Below are 24790 nucleotides of genomic sequence, written 5' to 3' on the forward strand. Positions count from 1 at the left end.
GCGATCGAGGAGGTCAGCATGGCGCTACCCGTGGCGGGCCAACGGCCGCACGTTCTGCTGGTGATGACCGACCAGCAGCGAGCGGGATACACCAGCGGTTCCGGCTTCGCGCTGGACACCATGCCGTTCTGCGACAGCCTGGCCTCGGCCGGATCGCTCTTCCCGAACGCCTACACGACCGCACCGGCCTGTGTTCCCGCGCGGGAGAGCCTGCTGACCGGGCGGTGGCCGTCCGCGCACCGCGTGACGCAGAACAGCAATGCCGCCCACGCCTGGTATAGCAAGGACCTCCTCCAGGTGCTGCGCTCGGCCGGGTACCGGCTGAGCTTCACCGGTAAGCCGCACATGCATCCTGGCCCGAACGACTTCGATCACTACGCCGGCCCCTACTTTCACGCCGGCGGCCCGCAGCGTGACCGGGAGCAGCACCATTTCGACGCTTGGCTCGACCACCTGGACTTCGGCGTGGCCGGGGAACCGGCGCCGTTCCCCCTCGAGGCCCAGCTCCCGTACCGCATCGTCAGCGACGCCATCGCCGACCTGGACGCGGCAGCTGGGCACGAGGGTCCGCAGTTCCTGTGGCTCTCCTTCCCGGAACCGCACAACCCGTACCAAGTGCCGGAACCGTACTTCAGCATGTTCGCCGAAGAGGAGATCCCGGAGCGTGCCCACGGCCCGGAGGCTGCCCAGGCGAAGGGCGGGCACTGGGCCTGGTTGCAGGGACTGTTCGCATCCAAGCGGCCGGGCTATGACGACGAATGGCGCCGCTATCGCGCGAACTACTGCGGGATGCTGCGGTTACTCGACGATCAGGTACGACGATTCGTCCACCATGCCCGGGCCGCACTCGAGGGCGACATCCTCGTGATCTTCGTCAGCGACCATGGCGACTACACAGGTGACTTCGGTCTGCAGCGCAAAGGCGCGGGCCTTCCCGAATGCCTGGTCCGGATACCGCTGTTCTTCTCCGGGTCCGGAGTCAGCCCCGGTCAGGTTCGAGATGAGTTCGTCTCGATTGCCGATCTGATGCCCACCCTGTGCGAACTGGTCGGTGCGCCGCTGCCTGACGGCGTCCAGGGCCGAAGCCTGCTGCCCCTACTGCGTGGGGCGCCGGGTCCGGAAGCCGAGTTCGGATCGATCTACGCCGAGAGTGGTTTCGGTGGCCTCATGTACGGCCCCACCGAACGCCCACCCCTGCACTTCTCCTATGACGGCCACACGATCGACTCGCTGAACTCCGTGACGCAGAGCGGTCGGTCACGGATGCTGCGCCGGGGCGAGCACAAGATCGTCCTGCACAGCAACGACACCGGCGAGCTGTACGACTTGGCCGCCGATCCCGGTGAGGTCACCAATCTGATCGACGACCCCGCCTACGCCACGATCCTGCACGAGCTGCTGTGGCGGCTGGCCCAGTGGATGCTCCGTCTCCAGGACGAGCTCCCCCGTGGCACCTACACCCCGAAAACGTCCCCCCACAACTGGACGACGAGCCCGAGCTGACGCTCGTACTCACCGAGACGAAGGAGTCTGCATATGAACACCTCAGGAACAACAGCACGTGGTATTCCCGGACCGCGGTCCCTCGATCGCCGCCAGTTCCTCGGAGCCTCTGGCGCCAGTGCTCTCGCAGTGGCGCTGGCCAGCTGCACCGGTGGCGGTCAGAGCTCGCAGGAAGAGACGAGCGGCGGCGGTGACGGGCGGATCCAGTGGTGGGACCAGTTCCGCCCGCTGACGCAGATGCTCGAAACTGAGCTGTTCGAGCCCTATATGGCCGCCAATGAGGGCGTCACCATCGAGCGGCGCGAGCTCGCGGCCGCTGACCTGGGGCAGGCCCTGCAAGTGGCGCGACGCAGCAACCAGTTGCCTGATGTGCACTCCCTGGCGGGCCTGGATTCGGCGCCGGCGGCACTCGTGAGTGAAGGCTGGTTCCAGCCGATCAGTGAGTTTGCCGATTTCGACGCCAGCCCGGTGGCCGATCAGATCTTCGACGGTCTGCACCGGTTCGAGGGGAACGTCTACTCCGTGCCGCTCTTCTCTGCACGCCAGCACGCCACCATCCCCTGGTACAACGCCGAGCTGCTCGAGCAAGCGGGGGTGGACCCGGCAGATGAGCCCGTCACCTGGGACGACCTGCGGACGATCGCACGGCAGGTCAAGGACAACACGGACGCGCATGGCATCTTCCTTCCGGCTCAGAACCCGAACTACCTCAGCGCGATCGTGATCCAGCTGGCGATGGCCGCCGGGGCGCCGGGTGAGATCGACTGGCGCACGGGTGAGTACGTGCAGGACTCCGCCCCGTTCGTGGAGGCTGTCGAATTCCTGCTTTCGCTGCAGCAGGACGAACTCGTCCACCCGTCCTCACCGGCGATGATCCCGCGTGATGCGATGGCACGATGGGCGGCCGGCGAAGGGGCGATCTACCCCTGGGGTCCGTGGTTCATCGGCGATCTCGCCTCCGAATCCCCCGATGTGGTCGAGCGCGGTCTCGGGTGCTGGTCGATCCCGCGCCCGGACTCCGAGCTGCGCTCGGTCCGGTCCGGTCCGGCCGGCGGCGTGTTCTGGGTCTCGACGGACTCCGCACAGCCCGAGGTGGCCGCGGATCTGCTGCTGCAGATGACCCAGGAGGAGTTCCAGTCCGCGCTCGCCACAGCGATGGATCAGCCGCCGGCGTTGCTGGAGGTGGTCGAGACCGCCGATGTACACCCCGCGTACCGCGACATGGTGGCCCGTTTCGCCGAAGATGTCCGCATCGCGCCTTCTCCCGAGATCGGTCACCCCGAGGCCTGGCGAGTCCTGGCAGAGATGCGTCCGGTCGAGCCCGGCATCGGCACGATGATGCAGTCGGCACTCAGCGGGGACGACATCGACGTCGCCGCCGAGCTGCGCACCTACCGGGAGGCGATGAGCGCCGAACGTGAGCGAGCCCTGGAGGCCGTGCAGGGCGAGGGCGCTGAGGTCGATCTGGACGCGTGGGTGTTCGGGAATTGGGATCCGGAGTCGGATTATGCAATCGCCGATTACGACGCTCGATAAGCCTGTTCGGGGTAGTGATCGGGCAATGATCGGGCGAGGAGCGCAATGACGGCGTTGGATGAGAGCCGGGAGTTGTCGACGATGTCGGCGCGGCCTTCGAAACTGGGGTTGTGGCGGCGGTTGCGTCGGGATTGGTGGATTTATCTGTTCTTGTTGCCCACGATTGTGGGGTATGGGGCGTATACGGTGTATCCGTTGGTGGCCTCGTGGTGGTTCGCGTTTCTGGATTGGCCGGGGTTTGCTGATTCGGGCACGTTCATCGGTGTGGAGAATTTCCAGCGGTTGGTTGGCGATGATCTGTTCTGGAATGCGTTCACGAACTCGTTGATCTTCTTGGTACTCGCGGTGCCGTTGCGGGTGGGGTTGGCGTTACTGCTGGCGATCTTGCTGAACCGTAAACGCACCCCGTTCAAGGGCCTGTTGCGCACGTTGTTCTTCCTGCCGGTGGTCACTACCGGGGCGATCATCGGGGTGGTGTTCACGCTGTTGCTTGATGCCGGTGGCCCGATCAGTGTGGCGTTGGTAGGGGCGGGGTTGCTGGACTCGCCGGCGAACTTCGTCGCTAGTACTGATACCTCGTTGCTGGCGGGGGTGGCGGTGTGGGTGTGGAAATGGCTCGGGATCACGATGATCTACTGGCTGGCGGCGTTGCAGACCATCCCCGATGAGGTCCACGAGGCCGCGATGATCGATGGCGCCAAGCCGTGGCAGGAGTTCACCCGGATCACGATGCCGCTGCTGATCCCGTTCCTGGTGATCATCACCCTGATCGACACCGTGGGTGCGTTGAACGTCTTCGATCTGATGTACACGATGACCGGTGGTGGGCCCTCGTTCTCTTCTGAGGTGATCGAGATCTTCATCTTCCGTACCGCTTTCGGGGCCACCGTGCCCCAACTCGGATACGCCTCAGCCGCCGCCGTGCTCTTCGGGATCCTCACGATGGGCATCGCGCTGGCCCAAGCGGTCGGTCTGCGCTGGGCCCGCCGAGCCACAGGAGCAATGAAATGACCACCCCACCCACCACCACCACCGCTCCTGCTGCTGCTGCACAGAACGCGGGCAGGAATCAGCGGGTCCGGGGTCGGGCGTTGCGCCCGGACCGCCCCGATGGGCTACGCACGCTGATCCGCCGGCCGGGGAGTTTGATGATCTTCGCCGGGTTGTTGATCCTGGCGTTGATTTGGATCTACCCCTTCATCTGGTTGGTCTCAGCATCGTTGAAGACCCAACCTGAGATCTTCGGCTCCGGCCTGGGCCTGATCCCGGAGACCCCGGTGTGGGAGAACTACACCCGCGCCTGGACCGTGGTCGGGTTCGACCGGTACTTCCTCAACTCCGTCATCATCACCGGCGGAACAGTCGCGCTGATCGTGATCCGCTCCGCCCTAGCCGGATACGTCCTGGGCCGGTATGACTTCATCGGCAAGAAACTCCTCATCGGGATCTTCCTGATCACATTCTTCCTGCCCGAGGGCTACACCATCATCCCCGTGGTCCAACTCACCGACCAGATCGGGCTACTGAACACCCACCTCGGGGTCATCCTGGGCCTGGGCGCCGGCGGTCAAGTCGCCGCCACCCTGCTGTATGCCGGCTATTTCCGTGGACTACCCAAAGAACTCGAAGAATGCGCCCGCCTCGACGGCGCCGGGCACCTGCGCATCTTCGCCCAGATCATGCTCCCCCTGGCCTGGCCGATCACCGCGACCGTGATCATCCTGAACTTCCTCTTCGCCTGGAACGTCTACCTCCTGCCACTGGTCTTCACCCTCTCCGAACCCGCCCTACGCACCCTCGCCGTCGGCATGAGCGCCTTCATCGGCGAATACTCCACCGACTGGTCCGGCCTGGCCGCCGCCGCCACGATCTCCCTCATCCCCGTCATGGCCATCTTCATCACCCTCCAACGCAAATTCGTCGACAGCATCGCCGGAGCAGTCAAACAATGACCGGCGCTCGGCGAGAACGTCGCCTCAGAATCCACTCATTGCCATCCGCCCACCATCAGATCGGCTACCGATCTGCACCTGGAGGAGACATGCCCACTACGTCAGGCAGGCACCGATTGCGGGCCGGAGCGACGATGCTCACCGCCTGCGCACTGCTGGTGCCGATGTCGATCGCCACCGCCGCCCCGCACGGCGATCCCGCTGAGGAGGAACAGATGCCCATCACGACGACGGTCAGTGGACAGGTCGTGGATGCCGACAGTGGCGAACCGATCGAGGCGGCGACTGTGCACGCCTCGCGCACGGACGCCGTCACCCGCTCCGGTGCCGACGGCACCTTCGTGCTCGAGGAGGTGCCTGCGGACGCGGCACTGGTGGTCGCCGCGAGAGAGGGATACGCGTTCGCCTCCACCGCCGTCGGCTCCTCCGCCGTCGATTCCACCGCCGTCGATTCCACTGTGCGGCTCGAGCTCGAACGGGACAGCGACCCGGCCCGCGGCGAGTACCCGCGTCCGGACGCCGATCGCCGCCCGTTCACCGACGACGCGTGGCTCTCCCTGAACGGCACGTGGTCCTTCGCCTTCGACCCCGACGACGTTGGTGAGTCCGAAGAATGGTACGAACCTGATCACGAGATGGATCGAGCCATCCGGGTGCCATTCGCGTACCAGTCGCTCGCCGCCTGGGGCGAGGAGGAACTGGCCACCAGCGAGACCTTCCTCAGCGCGTACGCCGATTATCAGGGCACCGTCTGGTATCAGCGCTCCTTCACCGTGCCGGAGGACTTCCCGAACGACGGTGCAGTCCGGCTGCGCATCGGCGCCGCGGACTACGGCGCCGCGGTCTGGTTGGACGGCGAGGAGGTCTTGCCCTACTCCGGTGACGGCTTCACCGAGATCAGTGCCGATCTGGGCAGGCTGCGCCCGGGCTCGACCCACACCCTGGCGATCCGGGTCGAGGCGCCGTCCGTCGACCGCGAGACGCCCTACCCGCAGGGGAAGCAGACCGGTGACCCGCCGATCGAGGGAGCGAGTGAAGGGTGGTTCAGTGACGTCGGCGGGATCTGGCAGTCGGTGTGGATCGAGCCCTATCGCGGGGGTCGCCTGACCCAGACGCACGTGACGCCCGAGCTGACGTTCGAGGGAGACTCGCGAACGCCGTCGGAGGCCTTCGTGACGATTGACGTGACCGCGGAGGGCGTCCGCGGACGGCCACCGGTGACCGTGACGATCACCGACCCGGACGGGCACGTCGTGCACTCGCGGATCCGGGTGCATCTTGAGGACGGGCGTGGCAGCGTGCGCGTACCGATCGAGGACCCGCATTTGTGGGACACCGACGACCCCGCCCTCTACACCGCCGACTTCCGGCTGCTCAGCCAGGACGGGCTCCGGACCTCCTTCGGGATGCGCAGCATTGAGCGCAATTGGGCACCCGGGCAGGAGGGTGAGTACCAGTACATCTACCTCAACAATCGCCCGATCTACATCCGGGGCGTCCTGGATCAGGGGTACAACCCGTGGGGCCTGTACACCTACACCGGTGAGACGGCCGGTCCCGACCTGCAGACCGGCACCGAGGCCGAACCGGGCCGGGGATCCATGGCGATGGACCTGCAGAACGCCCGAGACCTCGGGTTCAACGTGGTCCGGCACCACCTCAAGGTCAACGAGCCCGCCTACTACCACCGCGCCGACCAGTTGGGGATGCTGATCTGGTACGACATGCCGAACTCCGGGTGGGGCTCTCAAGGGGACCCGCAGGCCGAGGAACTGTTCGAAGAGCTGCTACGGAACACCCTCAACCGGGACCACAACCACCCCTCGATCGTGATCTGGAGCGTCTTCAACGAATCCTGGGGGCTGAACGAGCGCCCGTTCCAGGAACCGATCGCCACCGACGCCTTCGACTATGTGCGCGGGATGGTCGACGTGACCCGTGACCTCGATTCCTCCCGCCTCGTGGTCGACAACTCACCGTGCTGTCAGAACGGCCACCTGGAAGGGTCGACCGATCTGAACGACTTCCACTTCTATCTCGATACCTACGATGCGTGGAAGAACCTGCTCGACGGGATCGAGCCACAGATCGAGCCGGGCTCGAGCTGGAACTTCAACGACGGCGTCCAGGACGGGCAGCCGTGGCTGAACTCCGAATTCGCGGTCAAGAGCGGGCAGTTCCAGCACAGCGTGAGCCTGTTCCGCAGCTATCCGGAGATGACCGGATACGTCGGTGTGCAGATCGCTGAGACCGAGCAGGAGGTGCAGAGCCCGTTCCGGTACGATCGCCAGCCCAACTCCCCGGAGTTCCTCGACCACGAGGGCAGGGCTCGCACGATCGAGATGTTCCAGCGCGACGACGCGATCTCCCTGATGACGCGGACCTCACACACCCTCGAACGCGGTGAGACCATCGACGTCCCGGTCCGGATCAGCCACTTCAGCGATCTCGACCTGTCCGATGCGCAGCTGCACTGGCGGATCGGCGGCTACCGGGACGACGGCACTTGGGTGGGTGAGGCCGATAGCGGTTCGCAGACGATCGACCCCAGGCGCTATACCGTGACCGACGCCGGCACGGTTTCGCTGACCACACCGGAGGAGCTGCGCGTCGGGTACCTCTGGTTCTGGATCGAGGCCGACGGCGAGACTGCCGCGGAACAGTACCTCACCTTCGACACGCCGGTGCCGGCGGGCGGGGCGGGATTCTCACCGTCCGACGTGGTCAGCCACGAGTGGACTGGTGGCGTGGCCGCGCACGGCGAGTCGGACTGGGTGAGCGGCTATGGCCGTGGCCACTTCGACTACGAGGTGGCGGTGCCCGAGGAGGTCCGTACCGGACAGGCCGGCGAGGTGACCCTGGTGATGGAGGTGGCCTCGGCGCAGACCGCCGGACGGTTCGACCGCAACCACGTGACCAGCGCTCGCCGGTATCCGACGGATCTCACGGTCTCGATTGACGGGCACGAACTGCCCGCCGTCCTGCTGCCCGACGACCCGAACGGCCCGCTCGCCCTGGCGGGCCGATCACGTGGCACACCGGCCGGCGACTTCGGCAACCGGTACGGCTACCGGATTGCGGTCCCGATCACTGCTGACCAACTCGGTGAGGATGAGACCGCCACGATCCGGCTCGCCAGTGACGGAGGTGGGCTCTCGATCTTCGGCGCGCGGTCCGGCCGGCACGGCCAGCCGCCGATGCTGATCAGCGGCGACGTCACGGTCGCCGACGAGCGGCCCGCCTATGAGCCGGTGGACACGCGACTGTCGGTGTACCAGGCCGGTGCGCAGATCTCACCCGAGACCGGGTCCGGGACCGCGATCGTCTCGGTCGTCAACGACACCGCCGAGACGATCGAGGAAGTCAGCGTGGCCCTGGCCGCACCGCAGGGCTGGACCGCCAGCGCCGAGGACCCGGCCGCCATCGCATCACTCGCACCCGGTGCGGCGCGGCATATCGCGTTTACCGTGCAGAGCGGCGGGGGCGTCATGCCCGGTGAGTCCGCGGACTTCACCGCGACCGCCAGCTGGGCTGATCACGCGATTCAGAACGTGAGTCCCTCGACCGTTGCCTTCGATCCGGCTGCCTACTCCGAGGTGGGGGTGAGCGACAGCTTCGACACCGACACCAGCGCCGAGTACACGTTGCACCAGCCCCTCGCGAACAGAGTGCTGCCGACGCTGACCGTCGGGGCCGGCACGATGCAGGCACAGGCCGGCAGCCCCTACTTCGGCCTGGCCGCGCACGAGTCCGGGCCGCAGAGTCCGCAGGCGGTGGTGGTGGTCGAGCACGGCAGTTTCGGCGCCAATGGCATCACCCCGGACTCGCAGTTCAACGGGATCGTGAAGGACGAGGACAACTACGTGATGGCGTGGACCGGTATCGGCGGGCAACACGGCGTTGACGTGGTGATCGACGGTGAGCTGACCAACGCGTGCTGTACACCGGGCAGGCTCCAGCCCGGAGACCTGTGGGCGTTCGCCCTCGACGGCAACTCGATCGCCGTCTGGGTCGACCAGGGGCTCGGCTGGAACCGGATTCTGACGACCACCACCCAGGGCCGGATCGATTTCACCGAGCCGGGAGCGCTGGACGGGTGGCACTACGCCGCAGGACTGCGCAGCGGCGGGGTTCAGACGATCCACCATCTGGAGGGCCGCAGCCGAGTCGACGAGCACTAGGTCGTTGCGGCCGAGGCGCCCACGCGCCCCGGCCGCACCGGGCACAGGAGGGGGCATGTGCACACCATCGACTGACAACCGCCGCGCCGCCGCGATCACGACCGTGACCCGGTAGCGTGACAGGCGTGGCTCAGGACCAGAAGACCGGGCGCCCGCGCCTCACCGACGTCGCCGAGATCGCCGGCGTGTCGATGAAGACGGTCTCGAATGTGATCAACGGGTACCAGCACGTGGCGCCACGCACCCGCGAACGCGTGCTGGCGGCCGTGGACGAGGTGGGCTACCGCCCGAACCTCTCCGCCCGCAACCTCGCGCGCGGCCGCTCCGGGGTGATCGCGCTCGTGGTCCCTCGACTGGAGATGCCGTACTTCTCCGCGCTCGCGGGCCGGGTGATCGAACGCGCGCAGGCCCGGGGCTGGTTCGTGCTGATCCACGAGACCGGGTGGGACCGTGCCGCCGAGCGTGCTGCGCTTGAGGGTCACTTCCCGCAACGCATCGACGGGCTCATCGTCAGTACGCAACGCCTCTCCGCCGAGGACTTGCGCATGCGGACCGACCGAACCCCGCTGGTACTGCTCGGCGAGCACGGCTACGGCGATCTCGCCCACCACGTGGCGATCGACAACGTCGCGGCCTCACGGACCGCAGTGGAGCACCTTCTGGACCGCGGATGCCGGCGGATAGCGATGATCGGTGCCGATCCCGACGACGGTGACGATCCCCGGATGCGCGGGTACACCGAAGCGCTCGGCCATGCCGGTCTGCGGCTGGACCGGAATCTGATGCGCCGGATCGAGAGCAACTCCGGTGAGGAGGGCGAGCGCGCCACCCGGGACCTGCTCGCCCAGGTGGGTGAACCTCCGGACGGGTTGTTCGCCGTCACCGACTGGGTGGCGCTCGGCGCCATCCGGGCCCTGCACCTGGCAGGGCTGCACGTGCCCGATGACGTGGCCGTGGTGGGCTTCGACGACATCCCCTACGCCCGGGCGGTCACGCCCTCGCTGACCACCATCTCCCCGGATCGCACCGCGATTGCCGAACTGGCGCTGCAGATGCTGGAGGCGCAGTTGAGCGGTGGTGAACTGGCGGAGCCCGTGGATCAGCACGTGCCGTTCCACCTGGTGGTGCGCGAGAGCACCACCGGAATCGGCGCGGCGCCGGCCGAGGATCAGGAACCGGTGGCCTGAGCCGCCCCCCAGCCGTGCCAGCGGTCCAGCTCCACCAGTACGCTCACCCGCGGCCGGTCACGTACCGGGTAGGGGTTGCCGCCGTAGTGGATGGACAGCCGGTCGATATCGGCCAGATCGGCATCGTCGCGGATCTCGACCACATGCCCCTGCACGCTCACGTGCGTGTACCAGTTGTCCTCGGCAAGTGCGGTGAGGGAGACCTGCGGGTTCTCCCGCAGGTGCCGCAGCCGTGCGCGGCCACCATCCAGGTTCAGGAGCAGCTGCCCATCATCGGTGATCAGGTACCAGGTGGCCACCGAGACCGGGTACCCGTCCGGGTGGATCGTGGCCATCACCGCCGGGTTGGGCCGGCGCAACAGCTCGAGCGTCCTCTCCGGAAGCGGGGCGCGGGGCATCTCTCAGCGCCACCGCATCGTCATCACGAACCCGATCATCATGAGTCCGAAGCCCACGGCGAGGTTCCAGGAGCCGATATCGGGGATCGGTCCGGCGGACTGCACGATGTAGGTGACCACCACCCACACCAGGCCCAGGATCATCAGCGTGACCATCGTGGGCGCCCACCAGCGCGGGTTCGGCTTCGGCGCGGAGGACGCGGGCGGTGGGGTGTAGGCCGGCTTCTTGCGGGACTTCGACTCAGGCATGGCTGCGTTCTCCTCGGGGACGACTCTGGGCCAATCCTACGGGCAGTGCAGCCGCACCGGGCCGAGAAGCCCCGATCGCATGGGTGCACCCTCGTAGTAGACCGCCGCGGCATTGCTGACCAAGACCTGGAGACGGTTCGTCCCAGCACGCAGCAGACCGGCCCGGATGCGGATCCGGTAGGGCGCCCAGCCAAGCACGCCGGCCTCCGTGCCGTTCACGATCACCGTGGCCGTCTCCCCGACCTCGCCGAGGTCCAGCACCACCTCGCCGGGGTCGGCATCGAGCTCCAGGTCGGTGCGGTACTCGACGGTGCCCGAGAAGCGGCGTAGCCCTGGAACGGTGAGCCAATCCACGCCGTCGGGGATCGGCTCCGCCCCGGGCAGGGCGAGCCCGTCGAGAGCGCGCGACGGCGTCCCTCGCCACCCCGCCACCGGCACGATTCGGCTCCCCGTGGGCAGTCCCAGCCAGCCCCCGACGGCGTCCCCGCCCTGGTCCGGCCCCTCACCGGCCGGACTCAGCACGGCGCTCTGACGGCGCTCCAGCACCAGCTCGACGGCCATCGCGGTACCCGCGGACTCCGCGTGCGCCGGCCGGTGCACCTCCTCGAACGGGAACCACCACTGCCAGGGCGAGCCTGCGCCGTCGGGAACCTCCAGGTGCACCGTGGTGCGGATCGCCTCCTCGCCCTCGTTCACCAGTAGCCAACGCGTGCCCACCCGGGCCACGCGCAGGCCCGGGGCGGCCGGCTGCACCCGCAGCGGCCAGGCGCCGGTGGCGTGCAGGTGTTCGAGCACGTCCTCAAGCCAGCCCGGCCCCAGCGGAACCCGGGCAAGGTTGTGGTCGCTTCCGCCTGGAATCTCGGCCAGATCTTTGCCCACACGGGCGTCCACCACGACGGCGTAGCGCTGGTCGCCGAGGTGCAGGCGCCCGTCTCTGATCTCGCCCGAGGCGAGCTGGTCGGTGCTCACGTAATGGAAGTCAACCTGCCGTTCCAGCAGCGCGGCTGCTGGAACATCCGGCGCATGCGCCTCCTCGCTGAGCACGGCCACCGGCGCCCGGGGCGGGGTCTCGGTCAGCAGGTCCGCCATCCGGGCGAGGTAGCGCACCAGCGCCGGGAACTGTGGCCACCACGGGTGATGCTTGCCCAGATCCGGTTCGCTCTCGAAGGCTCGATTGCCACGCACCGAGTCGAAGAAGGCGTGCAGGACCAGTGTGGCGACCCCGCGGCTGAGATACCAGTCCAGCAGCCACTTGGCCTCATCCATGGTGAGCTGCCAACCGTAGGCGCCGAGCACCTCCGCCACGGCCGTGGGCGCCGCGCGGTTCCGGGCGGCGCTCGCAGCCACTTTCGCCGCAGTGCTCTCCGGCCCGGTCAACGCGGTCTCGCCGGGGAGTACCCAGCGCCACACGGTGTCCTGCCCCGGCCAGTCCAGCAGTGCCGTGGTGCCGAGGTCGTCCCCGGCGGCAGCATGACCGGTGAGTGCGATGCCGTGCTCGGCACACCACGCGGCCTGGGCGCCGTAGTACACCCGGTGCAGCCGGGCGCGCACCGTCTCCTCCCACAGCGACCGGATGGGTTGATCGTCGCCGCCATCCCAGAGTCCGGGGAGCATCGCCAGCACCTCGTCCACGTCGATCCCGGCGCGTTCGGCCGCCTCGTGCTCCAGGCCTGAGGTGTACGGCGCGGCGCCGGGGCGCGGACCACGGCCGAGCAGGTCCGGCTCGTCGGTGAACATCGCCACCACAGTCTCGCCGAGATGGCCCTCGAGCGCGCGGGCGTACGCGCCATGGGTGAGCGTGAGGAAGGTGGCCACGGCGTCCGGGTTCAGCAGGTCCGCGGCCGGAGGGGCCAGCGCGGAGCCGTCGTCCTGATCGCCATGTGCGCCGCGGATGGTGCCGCCGCTCGGCCCGGCCGCGATCGCATGCAGCCGCCACGTGCCGGGCGGTAGGTCGGTGAGCGGAACGAGTCCGGGTGTCTCGACGTCCAGCAGGCGAGCTCCGGCGAGATCGGGACCTGCGTCCAGCAGCGGTGTGGCCACGGCGGCGAGAATCGCGGCATCCGGGGACCGGCCCAGCGGCGGATGCCAGAAGTCCTGGTCCGTGGCCCGCCCGGGCACCTGCGCGGTGACGGTCACATCCGTGCTCAGCCGGTACAGGCAGTGCGCGGCGAACTGCGGATCGCTCGCCACGACGGCACCGTTGGCCGACCCCGACGGGTAGGAGGCCTCGTCGTAGAGCATCACGTGCAGGCCGGCCGCGGCGCACTCGTCCACGCACACGCGCACCAGGCGCAGGTACTCCTCGCTCAGGTAGCCGATCTCACGGCTGAGACCGAGGCGGGCACTCGGGGTGATCCCGCGGAACCCGGCAGCGGCGAACTCACGCACCTGGGTGCGGATGCCGTCGTCGGTGAGGTCGTCGTTCCAGAAGATGAACGCGTAGGGGCCGTACGCGTTCCGGATGCCCGCCACGTAATCAGCTGACGCGGCGGAAGAGGGCGAACCCGTCCCAGCCCTTCGATCCGACCGTCTGCAGGGCGGTGCCGTCCAGTCGTGGGTCGGCGGCGGCGAGCGCGAGCGCATCGCGCACGCCGCGCACGTCGTCGTCAGTGGAGTCCTGATCGGCCACGCGACCTGCGCGCACCACGTTGTCGAGCACGATCACACTGCCCGGGCGGGTGAGTTCGAGGGCTGCCTGCAGATACCGGGCGTTATTGGGCTTGTCGGCATCGATGAACACCAGGTCGAAAGGAGCCTGCCCGGTCTCGATGATCCGGTCTGCGCTCTCCCCGGCCGGGCCGAGCATGATCTCGACCACGTCACCCACCCCGGCCGCATCAGCGTTGCGGCGGGCGATGCCGGCGTTCTGCTCGGACACCTCCAGGGTGACGACGCGGCCCTGTGGACCGACAGCGCGGGCCAGCCAGATGGTGCTGTACCCGGCCAGCGTGCCGAACTCGAGCACCCGGTGCGCTCCGATCATCTCGGTGAGCAGGGCGAGGAGCTTGCCCTGGTTGGGGGCGACGGCCGCCCCGGGCATCGTGGTGTCCTGGGCGGATTCCCGTGCCGCCACCAGCGCCTCATCTTCGGGCACCAGGGTCTCGACCAGATAGTCATCAACCTCGACCTGTACATCTGCGTGGCTCATGGCACCATCGTGGCACGAGGAGCTGAGAATGCGCCGACCCGTTTCTCAGGTGAGCACCGTATCCTGGCTCCATGAGCAAGCAGCCCGCGCCTGCTCACCGCACCGGCATGTCGCTGGGGGTGGGCGTCGTCGGCGTGCTCGCGGGGCTGTTGTTCGCGACGAATGCGTCTCTGTTCGCCTCCGATTCCGAGCGTCAGCCGGTGGATCTGGAAGGCCTGCTGCGCGCTGAGGATGCCCGGCTGGCCGAGACGAATGCGCAGGTACTGGCGCTTCAGTCCGAGGTGGAGGATCTTCTGGCCGAACAGGGCGGGGCGGACCCCGCCGATGGGCTGAACACACCGATGGAGCTGGCTGCCGCCCGGTCAGCGGTCAGCGGCGCCGGAGTGACCGTCTCGCTCACAGACTCACCGCTCATCCACGACATCCCGGAGGAGTTCGACGCCGACGACCTCCTCGTACACCAGCAGGACCTCGAAGCCGTCATCAATGCGTTGTGGGCCGGGGGAGCCGAAGCGGTCAGCGTGCAGGGGCACCGGCTGGGGCCCCTCTCCGATGTGCGCTGTGTGGGCAATGTGCTCCTCGTGGACGGAAGCACCTATTCGCCTCCCTACGTGATCTCCGCGATCGGGGATGCGCAGGAGCTGCGGGCCGGCCTGGACGATTCACATGCGGTGCGTGTGTACCGGGAATGGGTGGAGCGGGCTCGGCTGGGATACTCGGTCGAAGACGAGGACTCCTTGGAGATGCGCCGCTACCAGGGAGGGCTATCCATGGAGTACGCCCGTATCCCTGGCGACGAGCCGATCACCTGGAACCCCGCGGCGGCCGGAGGAGATGAGTGAGTGCAGTGGCCAGACCACGGGGAGCGCTCAGGGTGACGTGCGCTCCCGGAGTGTTGCCGAGGGATGAGACCCACCGCCGCGAGGTCGTGCAGCGGTCATATAGAGGGGACAGAACGTGAGCAACCTGGATGAGATTGCACGCGACCAGGAGCGCGAGGACGCACGCGCTGCGCACCGCCGCAAGCGACGCAGCACGCAGCGCCCCGGGGCGAGTGCGGTGGGTGTGCTCGGCGAGCTGCTGATCACCGCCGGGGTGCTGCTCGGGCTGTTCGTGGTCTGGCAGATCTGGTGGACCGATGTGGAGGGCGCCCGGCAGGCGAATGCCACGATCGAGGAGTTCAACGACGGTCTCGTCGATATCCCCGCACAGGCTGGCGAGGCCCGGACGGATGAGCCGCCGCCGGAGCCGCTCGCTCTGGAGGGCAACACCTTCGCTGCGCTGTGGGTTCCGGACTGGGGCACTGACTACAAATTCCCGATTGCTGAGGGAGTCGACCGCCCGACGGTGCTGGATGCCGGATTCGTCGGCCATTACCCCGATACGGCGATGCCCGGTGAAGTGGGCAACTTCTCGGTGGCGGGCCACCGGCAGACCTATGGGCGCCCGCTCTACGACATCGACACCCTCGCCGAGGGTGACTCGATCATCGTGCAGACCCACACGGCCTGGTACGTGTACCGGGTGACCTCACACCAGATCGTCGATCCCACCCAGGTGGACGTGATCGCTCCCGTTCCCGGCGACCCCTCCGCCGAGGCGACCGAGGAGATGCTCACCCTCACCACGTGCCATCCGCTGTGGTCGATCGCCGAGCGGTACATCGTGCACGCCGAGCTGGACCACTGGATCCCGCTCGAGGATGGGATGCCGGAAGAATTGCTGGAGGAGTCCTGATGAGTGTGCGGAGCCCGCGCGAAGGGACGCCGAAGGGTGAGGTGCACAGCAGCGAGGTGCACCGCAGCGAAGCGCCGGAGCACCCAGAAATGAGGAAGAACTGATGTATGCCGCGATTTGGAGGGTCCTGCCCGGGCCCGCTGCCGTCAAGGCGCTCCTTGCCATCCTGCTCGTTGCGGCCGTGGTGGCCGCACTGTTTCTGTGGGTGTTCCCGGCGGTGGCGCCCTATATGCCGTTCAACGAGCAGACCGTGGGCTCGTCCTGATGGTCCGGGTGCTCGTAGTCGACAACTACGACAGTTTCGTCTACACGATCGTCGGCTACCTGCAGCAGCTGGGCGCCGAGACCACCGTGCTGCGCAACGACGACCCGGCGCTCCTGGCCGAGGGAGCGCTCGAGGGTTATGACGGTGTGCTCGTCTCACCCGGCCCGGGCACCCCGAAGGAGGCAGGGGAGTCACTGCACGTGATCTCGCGATGTGCCGAGGCCGATGTGCCGATGCTCGGTGTCTGCCTAGGCCATCAGGCGCTCGGTGAGCTGTTCGGCGGGGTGGTCAACCACTCGCCCGAACTCATGCACGGCAAGACATCGCTGATCTCCCATGAGGGGGCTGGTGTATTCGAGGGGCTCCCCTCGCCGCTGACCGCCACCCGCTATCACTCCCTGGCCGTGCAGGCCGGGAGCGTGCCTGCAGAGCTCGACGTGACGGCCACTACCGCGAATGGCATCGTGATGGGCCTGCAGCACCGCACCCTGCCCTTGCACGGGGTGCAGTTCCATCCCGAGTCAGTGCTCACCGAGGGTGGGCACCGGTTGCTGGCGAACTGGCTGGCACTTGCCGGCGATGACGGCGCAGTCGCACGTTCGGAGGGTATGGCTCCGCTGGTCGTGCACTGACCTCGTCCGCCGGCCGAGGGACTCAGTTGTTGGCGTTGGCGTTCGCGTTGGCGTTGTTGCTGTTCGGGCCACCGGAGTTGTCCGCTGCGCCGTTGGCGTCTGCTTCGGCCTCGGTATTGCCTTCGGCGTCCGCTTCGGCCTCTGCCTCGCCCGTGGTGTCCGCCTCCGCATCGGCGGTGGCGTCGTCAGTCGGCTCGTCGGTGGGTTCGTCCGTGGGCTCGGGAACCGGAATCGAGACCACCAACTCCACCTCGGAGTTCACCGGGATCGACCCCTGGCGGCTCTGACTGAGCACCCGCCCGGCGGTCCCCTCGTCCTCCTGCTCGGTCACCCGCCAGCTCAGGCCCAGCTCCCGCAGCGTGTTCTGTGCCTCTTCCAGATCCTGATCGGTGAGATCGGGCAGTTCCACGTTCCCCGTGGCCAGCACGAGCACGATGTCACCATCGGGCGGGTGCGAGGTGCCTGCCTCGGGTTCGGTGCGGATCGTCTGGTCCGCCTCATACTCGGGGGAATCCTCGTTCTCCACCGTGAAGCCCGCGGCATCGAAGCCTGCGTCCACCAGCTCTTGCCGCGCACGATCCTGGGACAGGCCCGTGACGTCCGGGATCTCGATCGAGTCGGGACCGGCGGAGAAGACCACCTCCACGGAGCTTCCCGGTCCCACATCGTCACCGGTCTCCGGCGACCAGGACAGGGCGAGCCCCTCCTCGATCTCGTCGCTGGGTTCGGGATCGCCGATCACCAGTTCCAGGCCCTCGGCATCGGGGAGTGGCGCACCGTCCTCGTCCACCGGAACGGTCTCGGCCAACGCCTCGCGCGCCTCCTCCTCAGTCATCCCGGCCAGGTCGGGCACGGCCACCGTGGTGGGCGGCGGGGGCTCGTCCGGCGGGCGGTTGAGCAGCAGCAGCACGATCGCGACGGCGGCGAGCACCCCGAGCACGGCGAGGATCCACACCAGCGCCTTGCGTGAGCGTGGCTGCTCGTCCTCATCGGCAGCTGCCGCCTGCGCCTCGCGGCGGCTGGGCACCGGATCCGGGCCCACTCCACCGAGAACCTGCGTGGCGCCCACTCCGGCCGCGGCAGCTGCAGCAGCACCCACAGCAGGTGCGCGCACGACGCCGTCGTTGATCGCGGCCTCCAGGTCGGCCCGGAACTCAGCTGCCGTGCCGTAGCGCTGGTCACGATCCTTGGTGAGCGCCTTCATGGTGATCCGGTCCAGCGCCTCCGGCACATCTGAGGCGATGGCGCTCGGGGGGCGAGCCTCCTCGCTCACGTGCTGGTAGGCCACGGAGACGGCGGAGTCACCGGTAAATGGCGGGTTCCCAGTGAGCAGTTCGTACAGCAGGCATCCGGTGGAGTACAGGTCTGAGCGGGTGTCCACCAGCTCCCCCCGAGCCTGCTCGGGGGAGAGGTACTGGGCCGTTCCCACCACGGCCTGGGTCTGGGTCATCGTGGCAGAGGAATCGGCCATCGCACGGGCGATCCCGAAATCCATCACCTTCACCGCACCGGTGGGGGTGAGCATCACGTTCGCCGGTTTGATGTCACGGTGCACGATCCCGGCGTGATGGGAGTACTCGAGAGCGGCGAGCACACCCTGGGTGATCTCCACCGCCTCGTCCAACGGCAGGGCGGCACCGTCGCGAAGCAGGTCCCGTACGGTGTGGCCCTCCACGTACTCCATCACGATGAATGGGATGGTCACCGTGTTGCCATCGGCGCCGGTGGTGGACTCCTCGCCGGTGTCATAGACCGACACGATCGCGGGGTGGTTCAGGGACGCTGCGGACTGCGCTTCGCGCCGGAACCTGGTGTGGAAGCTGGGGTCACGGGCGAGATCTGCCCGCAAGATCTTGACGGCGACGGTGCGGCCGAGCCGGTTGTCCTTGCCGATGTAGACCTCGGCCATCCCACCGCGCCCGATCGGCTCACCGATCTCGTAGCGTCCGGCAAGCACCCGGGGAACGTCGTTGACCACTTAGCGTTCCTCTACTCTCTCGGATGCTCTGGACTTCAGCGGGCGGTGGGGCCACACGAGGACTGCTGTGGCGGCCCCGAACGGGGATGCTGCAGCGCCCAGCGTACTGAACAACAGCACGAGAAGTGTGGTCAGCACCAACGCGGCCACGATGAGAGCGACCCAACGCCCGGTCGGGCCGAGCCGGTCCACGAGCGAACTGGGCCGGTGCTGTGGCGTTGCTCGGTGGCCAGGAGCGGGCTGAGCGCGCAGCTCCCGGCGGCTTGTTGCCACGTCCGACGGCGCCCGCTCGCCCTGGCGGACCGCCTCCCCACGGTCGGGGCTGCGTGGCCCCGTGGAGGGCGCTGAGCTGCCCGCCGCCGTGCCGGTGTCATCTTCCTCACGGTCCTCGTTGCCCCGGTGAGCTGCCGGGCCCCTCGTCACGGGTAGCGCTCCGGTCGCTGACAGCGGCCGCCAGCGCGGGGAGAGTTCGTCGTCCTCACCGGGGTCGCCCGTGTCGGGGTCGTCGTCAACCTCATCCGATGGACCGGATGAGCGGTGTGCACCATCGCGAACCGGCCCACGACGGGCCGCACCGGCCAGCGTGTGCGGATTCTCGCTCGTGTCCGGGCGCTGGCGCGGGCCTGTCGTGTCGCGGGCGCTGTCGGGGGTATCGGGGGTATCGGGGGCGGCGGCGCCGGACTCAGGTGGGCGGCTCGTGCTCTGCCCGTGGTCCTCACCGGTGTGGCTATGCCCCTTGAGGACGGGAACCAGTGGCGGTGGCGCGGAGACCGGCACGGCAACACTCGTGGCCGGCGGGTCGTCCTCCGCGCGCGGCTCCCGCTCGGTGGGAGCCCGCAGCTGTTCGGTCAGTGACTCCAGGGTCCGGGCCAGTGAAGCGGCAGATCGGGGGCGCTGTTCCGGGTCTTTCGCGAGCATCTGCACCACCACGGCTCGCACACGTTCGTCCAGATGTGAGGGAAGTTCCGGGATCGGCTGATTCACGTGGGCGAAGGCGATGTCCACCTGGGATCCGCCGGTGAACGGGCGCTTGCCCACCAGAGCCTCGTACGCCACCACTCCGAGGGCGTAGATGTCTCCGGCTCCGGTGGCCGCCCGTCCCATCGCCTGCTCCGGCGGCAGGTACTGAGCGGTCCCCATCACCATGCCGGCCGCCGTCATCGGTGCCTGGTTCGCCCCGAGGGAGATGCCGAAGTCGGTGATCTTCACGTACCCGTCACGGGTGAGCAGGATGTTCGAGGGCTTGACGTCCCGGTGCACCACCCCGGCCATATGCGCGGTGTGCAGCGCACGGGCCGCCTGCGCCAGTACGGGCAGCACCTGGGTGGGTTCGAGCGTGCGCTCGCGGCGGAGCAGATCCTCCAAGGACTCCCCGAGCACCAGCTCCATGATCAGGTAGCCGGAGCCGCGCTGTTCGCCGTAGTCGTACATCGCGGCGATGTTCTGGTGGGAGAGGGCGGCCGAATTGCGGGCCTCGGTGCGCAACCGGTCCAGGAAGTGCGTGTCTCCGGCGAACTCGGCACGCAGCACCTTGACCGCAACGTTGCGGCGCAGGTGCAGATCCGTGGCCACCCACACCTCGCCCATGCCGCCGATCGCCAACCGTTCGGTGAGCTCATAGCGCTCGCCGAGCAGCAGTCCTGCCGTAGGCGTCATTCGTCGAGCACCGCCTGGATGATCTGGCGTGCCACGGGTGCGGCCACGGACGCGCCCGTGCCCTCGTCACCGAACGCCCCACCGTCCTCGACCACCACCGCCACCACCACCTGCGGATCCTCAGCCGGGGCGAATGCGGTGAACCATGCGTCCGGGGCGAAATCCTCCTCTGAGCCGGTCTCCGCGGTGCCCGTCTTCCCGGCCACATCCACTCCGGAGATCTGCCCGGGCGCCCCGGTACCGTTCGCCACCACATTCACCATCAGATCGGTCATCGTGGCAGCCGTACTGGCCGAGATCGGCTGGGCGAGCTCCTCCGGTTCGGTGCGGGAGGTGACCTGAAGGTCCGGTCCGCGCTCGGTGGCGATCAGGTACGGCCGCATCAGCCGCCCGTCATTGGCCACGGCGGCCGAGACCATCGCCATCTGCAGGGGGGTGGCCCGCACATCGAACTGCCCGATGGCGCTCATCGCCGTCTGTGCCGGGTCCGGATCCGCCGGGAACTGGCTCGGGGTCACGTCCATCGGCACGGCGAGCGGCTCCCCGAACCCGAAGGCCTCCGCCTGCGCGCGCAACGCGTCGTCCCCGTGCTCCACGGCGAGCATGGCGAATGGGGTGTTGCAGGATTCCTGCACGGCGTACTCGAGTGTGACGGTCTCACCTCCGCAGGGGCCACCGCCAGGATTGCGCAGCATGGTGTCCTGCGTGCCCGGCAGCAGGTACTCGGTGGGCGCCTCGATCTCGGTCTCCGGCTCGTACTCACCCGTCTCGAGCAGCATCGCCACATCGATCAACTTGAAGGTGGAACCCGGCGCGTACAGGTTCCCGCCGATGGTGCGGTTGAACAGCGGATCACCCTCGTCCTCGAGGAGTTCGGTGTAGGCCTCATTCACCTCGGCACTGGAGTGCCCGGCCAGCACGTTCGGGTCATAGCTCGGCCGGGAAACCATCGCCAGGATCGCACCCGTCTCCGGGTCGAGCGCCACGGCGGCACCACGGCGCCCATCGAGGGCATCCCACGCGGCCTGCTGAGCCGCCGGGTCGATGGTGAGTTCCACCGTCCCCCCACCCTGCTCGGCCCCGGTGAACAGCGTCCGGATCCGGGAGAGCAGGAGCGAATCGTCGGTGCCGTTGAGCACGGTGTGGGCGGCGCGCTCGATACCGGTCAGCTGGTACAGCCCGTACCAGCCGGTCACGGGCGCATACAGCGGACCGTCGGTGTAGACGCGCTGGTAGCCAAACGGGTCATCCACCGGTTCGGAGGCGGCGATGGGCTCACCGTCCACCACGATCGGGCCGCGGTCTCGCCCGTAGTCCCGGTACAGGGTGCGCACGTTCCGGGAATCGGCGTTCAGCGACGAGGCCTGGAAGAACTGCACCCAGGTGGCTGCCCCCATCAGGGCGAAGAACATGACGAGGATCAACACCGAGAGGCGGCGTAGCGGAGTGTTCACGGGCGATCCACCACCTCGGTGTGTTGAGTTCCTGGGTCGTCGTCCTGGTCGTCGGGACCGAATCGATCGAGCGGCTCGGTTCGACCGTCCTCGTCGGTCTCGGCGCTGCCAGCCACGCGGGCAGGGGCGGACCTGTTCCGGGCGCGAGGGCCGTCGTCGTTGGGCTCTTCTTCGGAGAGGGCGCTCAGGGCGATCATCGCCGTATCCGCCGAGACCACCTCACCGCGACCTTCCGCCGCGGGGCGCCGGGACGAATCGGAGATCCGTACGAGCAGGCCGATCACGATCCAGTTCGCCACCAGGGAGGAGCCCCCGGCGGCCATGAATGGCATCGTCAAACCGGTCAGGGGGATCAGCCGGGTGACTCCGCCGACCACCACGAAACACTGGAACGCGATCGTGAACGCCAGACCGGAGGCGAGCAATTTGCCGAACCCGTCCCGCACGCCGATCGCCATCCGGATCCCCCGCTGGGCGAGCACCAGGTAGACCATCAGGATAGCGATCAGGCCGGTCAGGCCCAGTTCCTCACCGAGGGCGGCCACGATGAAGTCGGAGTTGGCGTAGGAGACCAGGTGCGGGAAGCCCTCACCCCACCCGGTGCCCATCAGTCCGCCGAGTGCCAGACCGAACAGGCCGCGCACCACCTGCCCACTGCCGCCGAACTCCCGGTTGTAGATCTCCGGATCGAGGGCGTTCAACCAGATGTCGAACCGGTCGGCCACGTGCGGGAACAGCGAGACCGCGAGCACGGCACCCGCAGCGAACATGAGCAGGCCGATCACGATCCAGCTCGCGCGCTCGGTGGCCACGTACACCATCGCCACGAACAGGCCGAAGAACAACAGTGACGTGCCCAGGTCGCGTTCCACCACGAGTACGCCGATACAGGCAGCCCATGCCACCACCAGCGGGCCGAGATCGCGCAGGCGGGGCAGCTGCAGTCCGAGCACTTTCGGCCCCGCGAGGGTCAGCACATCGCGGTTGGTCACCAGATACCCGGCGAAGAAGATCGCCAGCAGGATCTTCGCCAGTTCAGCGGGTTGGAAGGAGTAGGGCCCGAGTTGGATCCACAGTCGCGCACCGTTGATGGTCGAGCCCAGGCCGGGCACCATCGGCAGCACCAGCAGGATGATGCCGGCCACCATGGCCGTGAAGGTGTAGCGCCGCAGGATCCGGTGATCGCGGATCACCACGATCACGAGCACCGCCAGGGTCACGCCGAGGATGGTCCAGATCAGTTGCCGCGGGCCGAACCCGGCGTCCTGTCCGCGAGCGGCCAGGCCGATGTCGATCCGGTGGATCATCGCCAGGCCGATGCCGTTCAGGGCGAGGGCGAGCGGGAGCAGCAGGGGGTCGGCATGCCGGGCCCGCCACCGCACCACCAGATGCAGCACCACGGCCGTGGCCACCAGGGTGAGTGCGTACGGACCGAAGTTCTCCGGCAGCGCCTCACCGGTGTTCAGGCCCACCAGGGCGTACCCGCCGATACCCAGGGCCAACGCGAGCAGGAAGAGCCACACCTCGGCGGCGCGCCCGGTGCGGATACGGCTCGGTGCCACGGTGGCCATCAGGTGAGCACCGCCGTCAGGAGAATGGGTGGTTCGATCGCCGTGGGGCTGGCCGTGGCATCCTCACTGGGATCCTCTGATGGCTCTGACGGCTCTGACGGCTCAGCCGGCAGCTGCTCGCGCAACCCGGCCACGATCTCCTCTGCCTCGTCCAGACTGGTGGCCGCGATGTGACCGGCCACCCGGGAACGGGCGAAGGTGGGCAGATCGGCCATCGCCAGGTCGGTCACTTCGTGGACGTCCGAGAGGGCGAGCGGGCCGAGCTCTTGGGGGATGCCCTGATAGATCACCACGTGCTCGCCGTCGGTGCCCACGTAGTACTGCGTCTGGGACCAGCGGTAGCCGATCGTCGCCGCACCGGCCAGCAGCGCCAGGACCACCACGGCGGAGATTCCCCAGCGCAGCACCTTGCGCAGCACCGGCTCAGGCGGGTCGATCGCGGCCAGGGCGTCGCGTTCAGTGCGCCCGCTCTCGTCCGTGCCCGCCTCCTCGCTCGGAGTGGCGCGAGTGAGTGCCGCCGCACGGGCCGCGGCCCCAGATCCGCCGCGGGTGGGTCGCTCGCGATCCACTGCCGCCGCGCCCACGATCTGGGGTGCCATCTCGGGCAGATCGGTGGTGTCGACCACGTCGGCCAGCACGATCGTGACGTTGTCCGGTCCACCGGCACGTAAGGCAAGATCGATGAGCTGGTCTGCGCATCGGCCGGGGTCGGCTTCGGCCCGCAGTGTCTCGGCAATCGTCTCGGTGGAGACGTAGGAGGAGAGCCCGTCCGAGCAGAGCAGCCAGCGGTCGTCCACACGCGCCTCGCGCACGGATTCGTCCAGAGTCGGAGCGGAGGGGTCGTCGCTGAGCACCCGCAACACCACAGATCGGCGGGGGTGTTCCTCGGCCTCCTCGGGCGTGATCTGGCCGGTCGAGACGAGGTGGTGCACGAGGGTGTGATCTTCGGTGACCTGCACCAACTCGCCCGCTCGGAGCAGATAGGCACGCGAATCGCCCACGTGCACCATCGCGAGCTTGCGGCCTGAACGCAGGAGCGCGATCACCGTGGTGCCGAGCCCGTGCAGTTCAGGCCGCTGGGACGAATAGTGGACCAGGTCGCGGTGGGCGGCATCGACCGCGTGGCGGAGCTGGTCGAGCAGGTCGTCGCCGCCATGGGCCTCGCCGTCCAGTGCCGCCAGATGTGCGACTGCCACTGAGGAAGCGATGTCGCCCCCAGCGGGACCGCCCATACCGTCGGCGAGTACGAGCAACTGGGGGCCGGCATAGCCGGAGTCCTGGTTGACGGAACGGACCAGACCCACATCGGAGCGGGCCGCGTATCTCAGTGCGACGGACACGCC

At 68.1% G+C, this 24790-nt stretch carries 19 protein-coding genes; 10 read left to right on the plus strand and 9 right to left on the minus strand.

The genetic code is table 11. From position 1 onward, the window contains the following. The first annotated feature begins 18 nt into the window (after positions 1–18). The 6 genes from LQF10_RS00490 to LQF10_RS00515 all read left to right on the plus strand — a co-directional run bounded on the left by LQF10_RS00490 (position 19) and on the right by LQF10_RS00515 (position 10359). Positions 19–1503 (plus strand): sulfatase-like hydrolase/transferase, encoded by a 1485-nt coding sequence (locus LQF10_RS00490; RefSeq protein ID WP_231065554.1) that lies wholly within the window; start codon positions 19–21, stop codon positions 1501–1503. Between the two features lie 33 nt (positions 1504–1536). Next, complete coding sequence (locus LQF10_RS00495) at positions 1537–3039, plus strand: ABC transporter substrate-binding protein (RefSeq protein WP_231065555.1); 1503 nt, start codon at positions 1537–1539, stop codon at positions 3037–3039. 45 nt (positions 3040–3084) lie between these two features. Next, positions 3085–4050, plus strand: coding sequence for a carbohydrate ABC transporter permease (locus LQF10_RS00500; protein WP_231065556.1), 966 nt, complete (start codon positions 3085–3087; stop codon positions 4048–4050). Further along, the gene (locus tag LQF10_RS00505; protein WP_231065557.1) at positions 4047–4991 is read left to right on the plus strand and encodes a carbohydrate ABC transporter permease; all 945 of its coding nucleotides are present in this window, start codon (positions 4047–4049) and stop codon (positions 4989–4991) included. Before LQF10_RS00500 ends, LQF10_RS00505 begins: the two co-directional genes overlap by 4 nt. A gap of 89 nt (positions 4992–5080) precedes the next feature. Beyond that, a complete protein-coding gene (locus LQF10_RS00510) occupies positions 5081–9172 on the plus strand; it encodes a glycoside hydrolase family 2 TIM barrel-domain containing protein (protein WP_231065558.1) in 4092 nt (1363 codons plus the stop codon). A gap of 125 nt (positions 9173–9297) precedes the next feature. Beyond that, positions 9298–10359 carry a LacI family DNA-binding transcriptional regulator gene (locus LQF10_RS00515; protein WP_231065559.1) on the plus strand — a complete coding sequence of 354 codons (1062 nt, stop codon included), beginning with the start codon at positions 9298–9300 and terminating at the stop codon, positions 10357–10359. Here the strand turns inward: LQF10_RS00515 and LQF10_RS00520 are convergent. The 4 genes from LQF10_RS00520 to LQF10_RS00535 are packed head-to-tail and all read right to left on the minus strand — an operon-like array spanning position 10341 to position 14154. Further along, complete coding sequence (locus LQF10_RS00520) at positions 10341–10757, minus strand: PPOX class F420-dependent oxidoreductase (protein ID WP_231065560.1); 417 nt, start codon at positions 10755–10757, stop codon at positions 10341–10343. The genes LQF10_RS00515 and LQF10_RS00520 overlap by 19 nt on opposite strands. Positions 10758–10760: 3 nt before the next feature. After that, positions 10761–11006: a cell division protein CrgA gene (locus LQF10_RS00525; RefSeq protein WP_231065561.1), complete on the minus strand. Its 246-nt coding sequence runs from the start codon at positions 11004–11006 to the stop codon at positions 10761–10763. Between the two features lie 36 nt (positions 11007–11042). Beyond that, complete coding sequence (locus tag LQF10_RS00530; protein WP_231065562.1) at positions 11043–13478, minus strand: hypothetical protein; 2436 nt, start codon at positions 13476–13478, stop codon at positions 11043–11045. Between the two features lie 4 nt (positions 13479–13482). Then, positions 13483–14154 carry an O-methyltransferase gene (locus LQF10_RS00535; protein ID WP_231065563.1) on the minus strand — a complete coding sequence of 224 codons (672 nt, stop codon included), beginning with the start codon at positions 14152–14154 and terminating at the stop codon, positions 13483–13485. 71 nt (positions 14155–14225) lie between these two features. On the opposite strand from LQF10_RS00535, the gene LQF10_RS00540 reads away from it, so the two are divergent. From LQF10_RS00540 to LQF10_RS00555, 4 genes are all read left to right on the plus strand, one after another. After that, positions 14226–14996 carry a DUF881 domain-containing protein gene (locus LQF10_RS00540; protein ID WP_231065564.1) on the plus strand — a complete coding sequence of 257 codons (771 nt, stop codon included), beginning with the start codon at positions 14226–14228 and terminating at the stop codon, positions 14994–14996. Positions 14997–15111: 115 nt separating this feature from the next. Then, a complete protein-coding gene (locus LQF10_RS00545; RefSeq protein WP_231065565.1) occupies positions 15112–15891 on the plus strand; it encodes a class E sortase in 780 nt (259 codons plus the stop codon). A gap of 103 nt (positions 15892–15994) precedes the next feature. After that, positions 15995–16156, plus strand: coding sequence for a hypothetical protein (locus LQF10_RS00550; protein WP_231065566.1), 162 nt, complete (start codon positions 15995–15997; stop codon positions 16154–16156). Continuing rightward, positions 16156–16788 carry an aminodeoxychorismate/anthranilate synthase component II gene (locus tag LQF10_RS00555; RefSeq protein WP_231065567.1) on the plus strand — a complete coding sequence of 211 codons (633 nt, stop codon included), beginning with the start codon at positions 16156–16158 and terminating at the stop codon, positions 16786–16788. The genes LQF10_RS00550 and LQF10_RS00555 overlap by 1 nt, the downstream gene beginning before the upstream one ends. 22 nt (positions 16789–16810) lie before the next feature. On the opposite strand, the gene pknB is transcribed toward LQF10_RS00555, so the two are convergent. Genes pknB through LQF10_RS00580 form a run of 5 tightly spaced genes read right to left on the minus strand, consistent with a single transcriptional unit; the run spans position 16811 to position 24787 of the window. Beyond that, positions 16811–18766 (minus strand): Stk1 family PASTA domain-containing Ser/Thr kinase, encoded by a 1956-nt coding sequence (pknB, locus tag LQF10_RS00560; protein WP_231065568.1) that lies wholly within the window; start codon positions 18764–18766, stop codon positions 16811–16813. Further along, positions 18767–20422, minus strand: coding sequence for a serine/threonine-protein kinase (locus LQF10_RS00565; protein WP_231065569.1), 1656 nt, complete (start codon positions 20420–20422; stop codon positions 18767–18769). Then, entirely contained in the window at positions 20419–21876 is a 1458-nt protein-coding gene (locus LQF10_RS00570) for a peptidoglycan D,D-transpeptidase FtsI family protein (RefSeq protein WP_231065570.1), read from the minus strand. The genes LQF10_RS00565 and LQF10_RS00570 overlap by 4 nt, the downstream gene beginning before the upstream one ends. After that, on the minus strand, positions 21873–23447 hold the full coding sequence (locus LQF10_RS00575) for an FtsW/RodA/SpoVE family cell cycle protein (RefSeq protein ID WP_231065571.1): 1575 nt from the start codon (positions 23445–23447) through the stop codon (positions 21873–21875). Before LQF10_RS00575 ends, LQF10_RS00570 begins: the two co-directional genes overlap by 4 nt. Further along, positions 23447–24787, minus strand: coding sequence for a PP2C family protein-serine/threonine phosphatase (locus LQF10_RS00580; protein ID WP_231065572.1), 1341 nt, complete (start codon positions 24785–24787; stop codon positions 23447–23449). The genes LQF10_RS00575 and LQF10_RS00580 overlap by 1 nt, the downstream gene beginning before the upstream one ends. Positions 24788–24790 lie beyond the last annotated feature (3 nt).

Origin of the sequence: Ruania halotolerans (assembly GCF_021049285.1) — a bacterium.
GTDB lineage: Bacteria > Actinomycetota > Actinomycetes > Actinomycetales > Beutenbergiaceae > Ruania > Ruania halotolerans.

Coding starts and splice junctions, on each gene's coding strand:
- LQF10_RS00490 (WP_231065554.1), top strand. CDS start 19: ATGGCGCTACCCGTGGCGGGCCAACGGCCGCACGTTCTGCTGGTGATG.
- LQF10_RS00495 (WP_231065555.1), top strand. CDS start 1,537: ATGAACACCTCAGGAACAACAGCACGTGGTATTCCCGGACCGCGGTCC.
- LQF10_RS00500 (WP_231065556.1), top strand. CDS start 3,085: ATGACGGCGTTGGATGAGAGCCGGGAGTTGTCGACGATGTCGGCGCGG.
- LQF10_RS00505 (WP_231065557.1), top strand. CDS start 4,047: ATGACCACCCCACCCACCACCACCACCGCTCCTGCTGCTGCTGCACAG.
- LQF10_RS00510 (WP_231065558.1), top strand. CDS start 5,081: ATGCCCACTACGTCAGGCAGGCACCGATTGCGGGCCGGAGCGACGATG.
- LQF10_RS00520 (WP_231065560.1), bottom strand. CDS start 10,757: ATGCCCCGCGCCCCGCTTCCGGAGAGGACGCTCGAGCTGTTGCGCCGG.
- LQF10_RS00525 (WP_231065561.1), bottom strand. CDS start 11,006: ATGCCTGAGTCGAAGTCCCGCAAGAAGCCGGCCTACACCCCACCGCCC.
- LQF10_RS00535 (WP_231065563.1), bottom strand. CDS start 14,154: ATGAGCCACGCAGATGTACAGGTCGAGGTTGATGACTATCTGGTCGAG.
- LQF10_RS00540 (WP_231065564.1), top strand. CDS start 14,226: ATGAGCAAGCAGCCCGCGCCTGCTCACCGCACCGGCATGTCGCTGGGG.
- LQF10_RS00550 (WP_231065566.1), top strand. CDS start 15,995: ATGTATGCCGCGATTTGGAGGGTCCTGCCCGGGCCCGCTGCCGTCAAG.
- LQF10_RS00555 (WP_231065567.1), top strand. CDS start 16,156: ATGGTCCGGGTGCTCGTAGTCGACAACTACGACAGTTTCGTCTACACG.
- LQF10_RS00565 (WP_231065569.1), bottom strand. CDS start 20,422: ATGACGCCTACGGCAGGACTGCTGCTCGGCGAGCGCTATGAGCTCACC.
- LQF10_RS00575 (WP_231065571.1), bottom strand. CDS start 23,447: ATGGCCACCGTGGCACCGAGCCGTATCCGCACCGGGCGCGCCGCCGAG.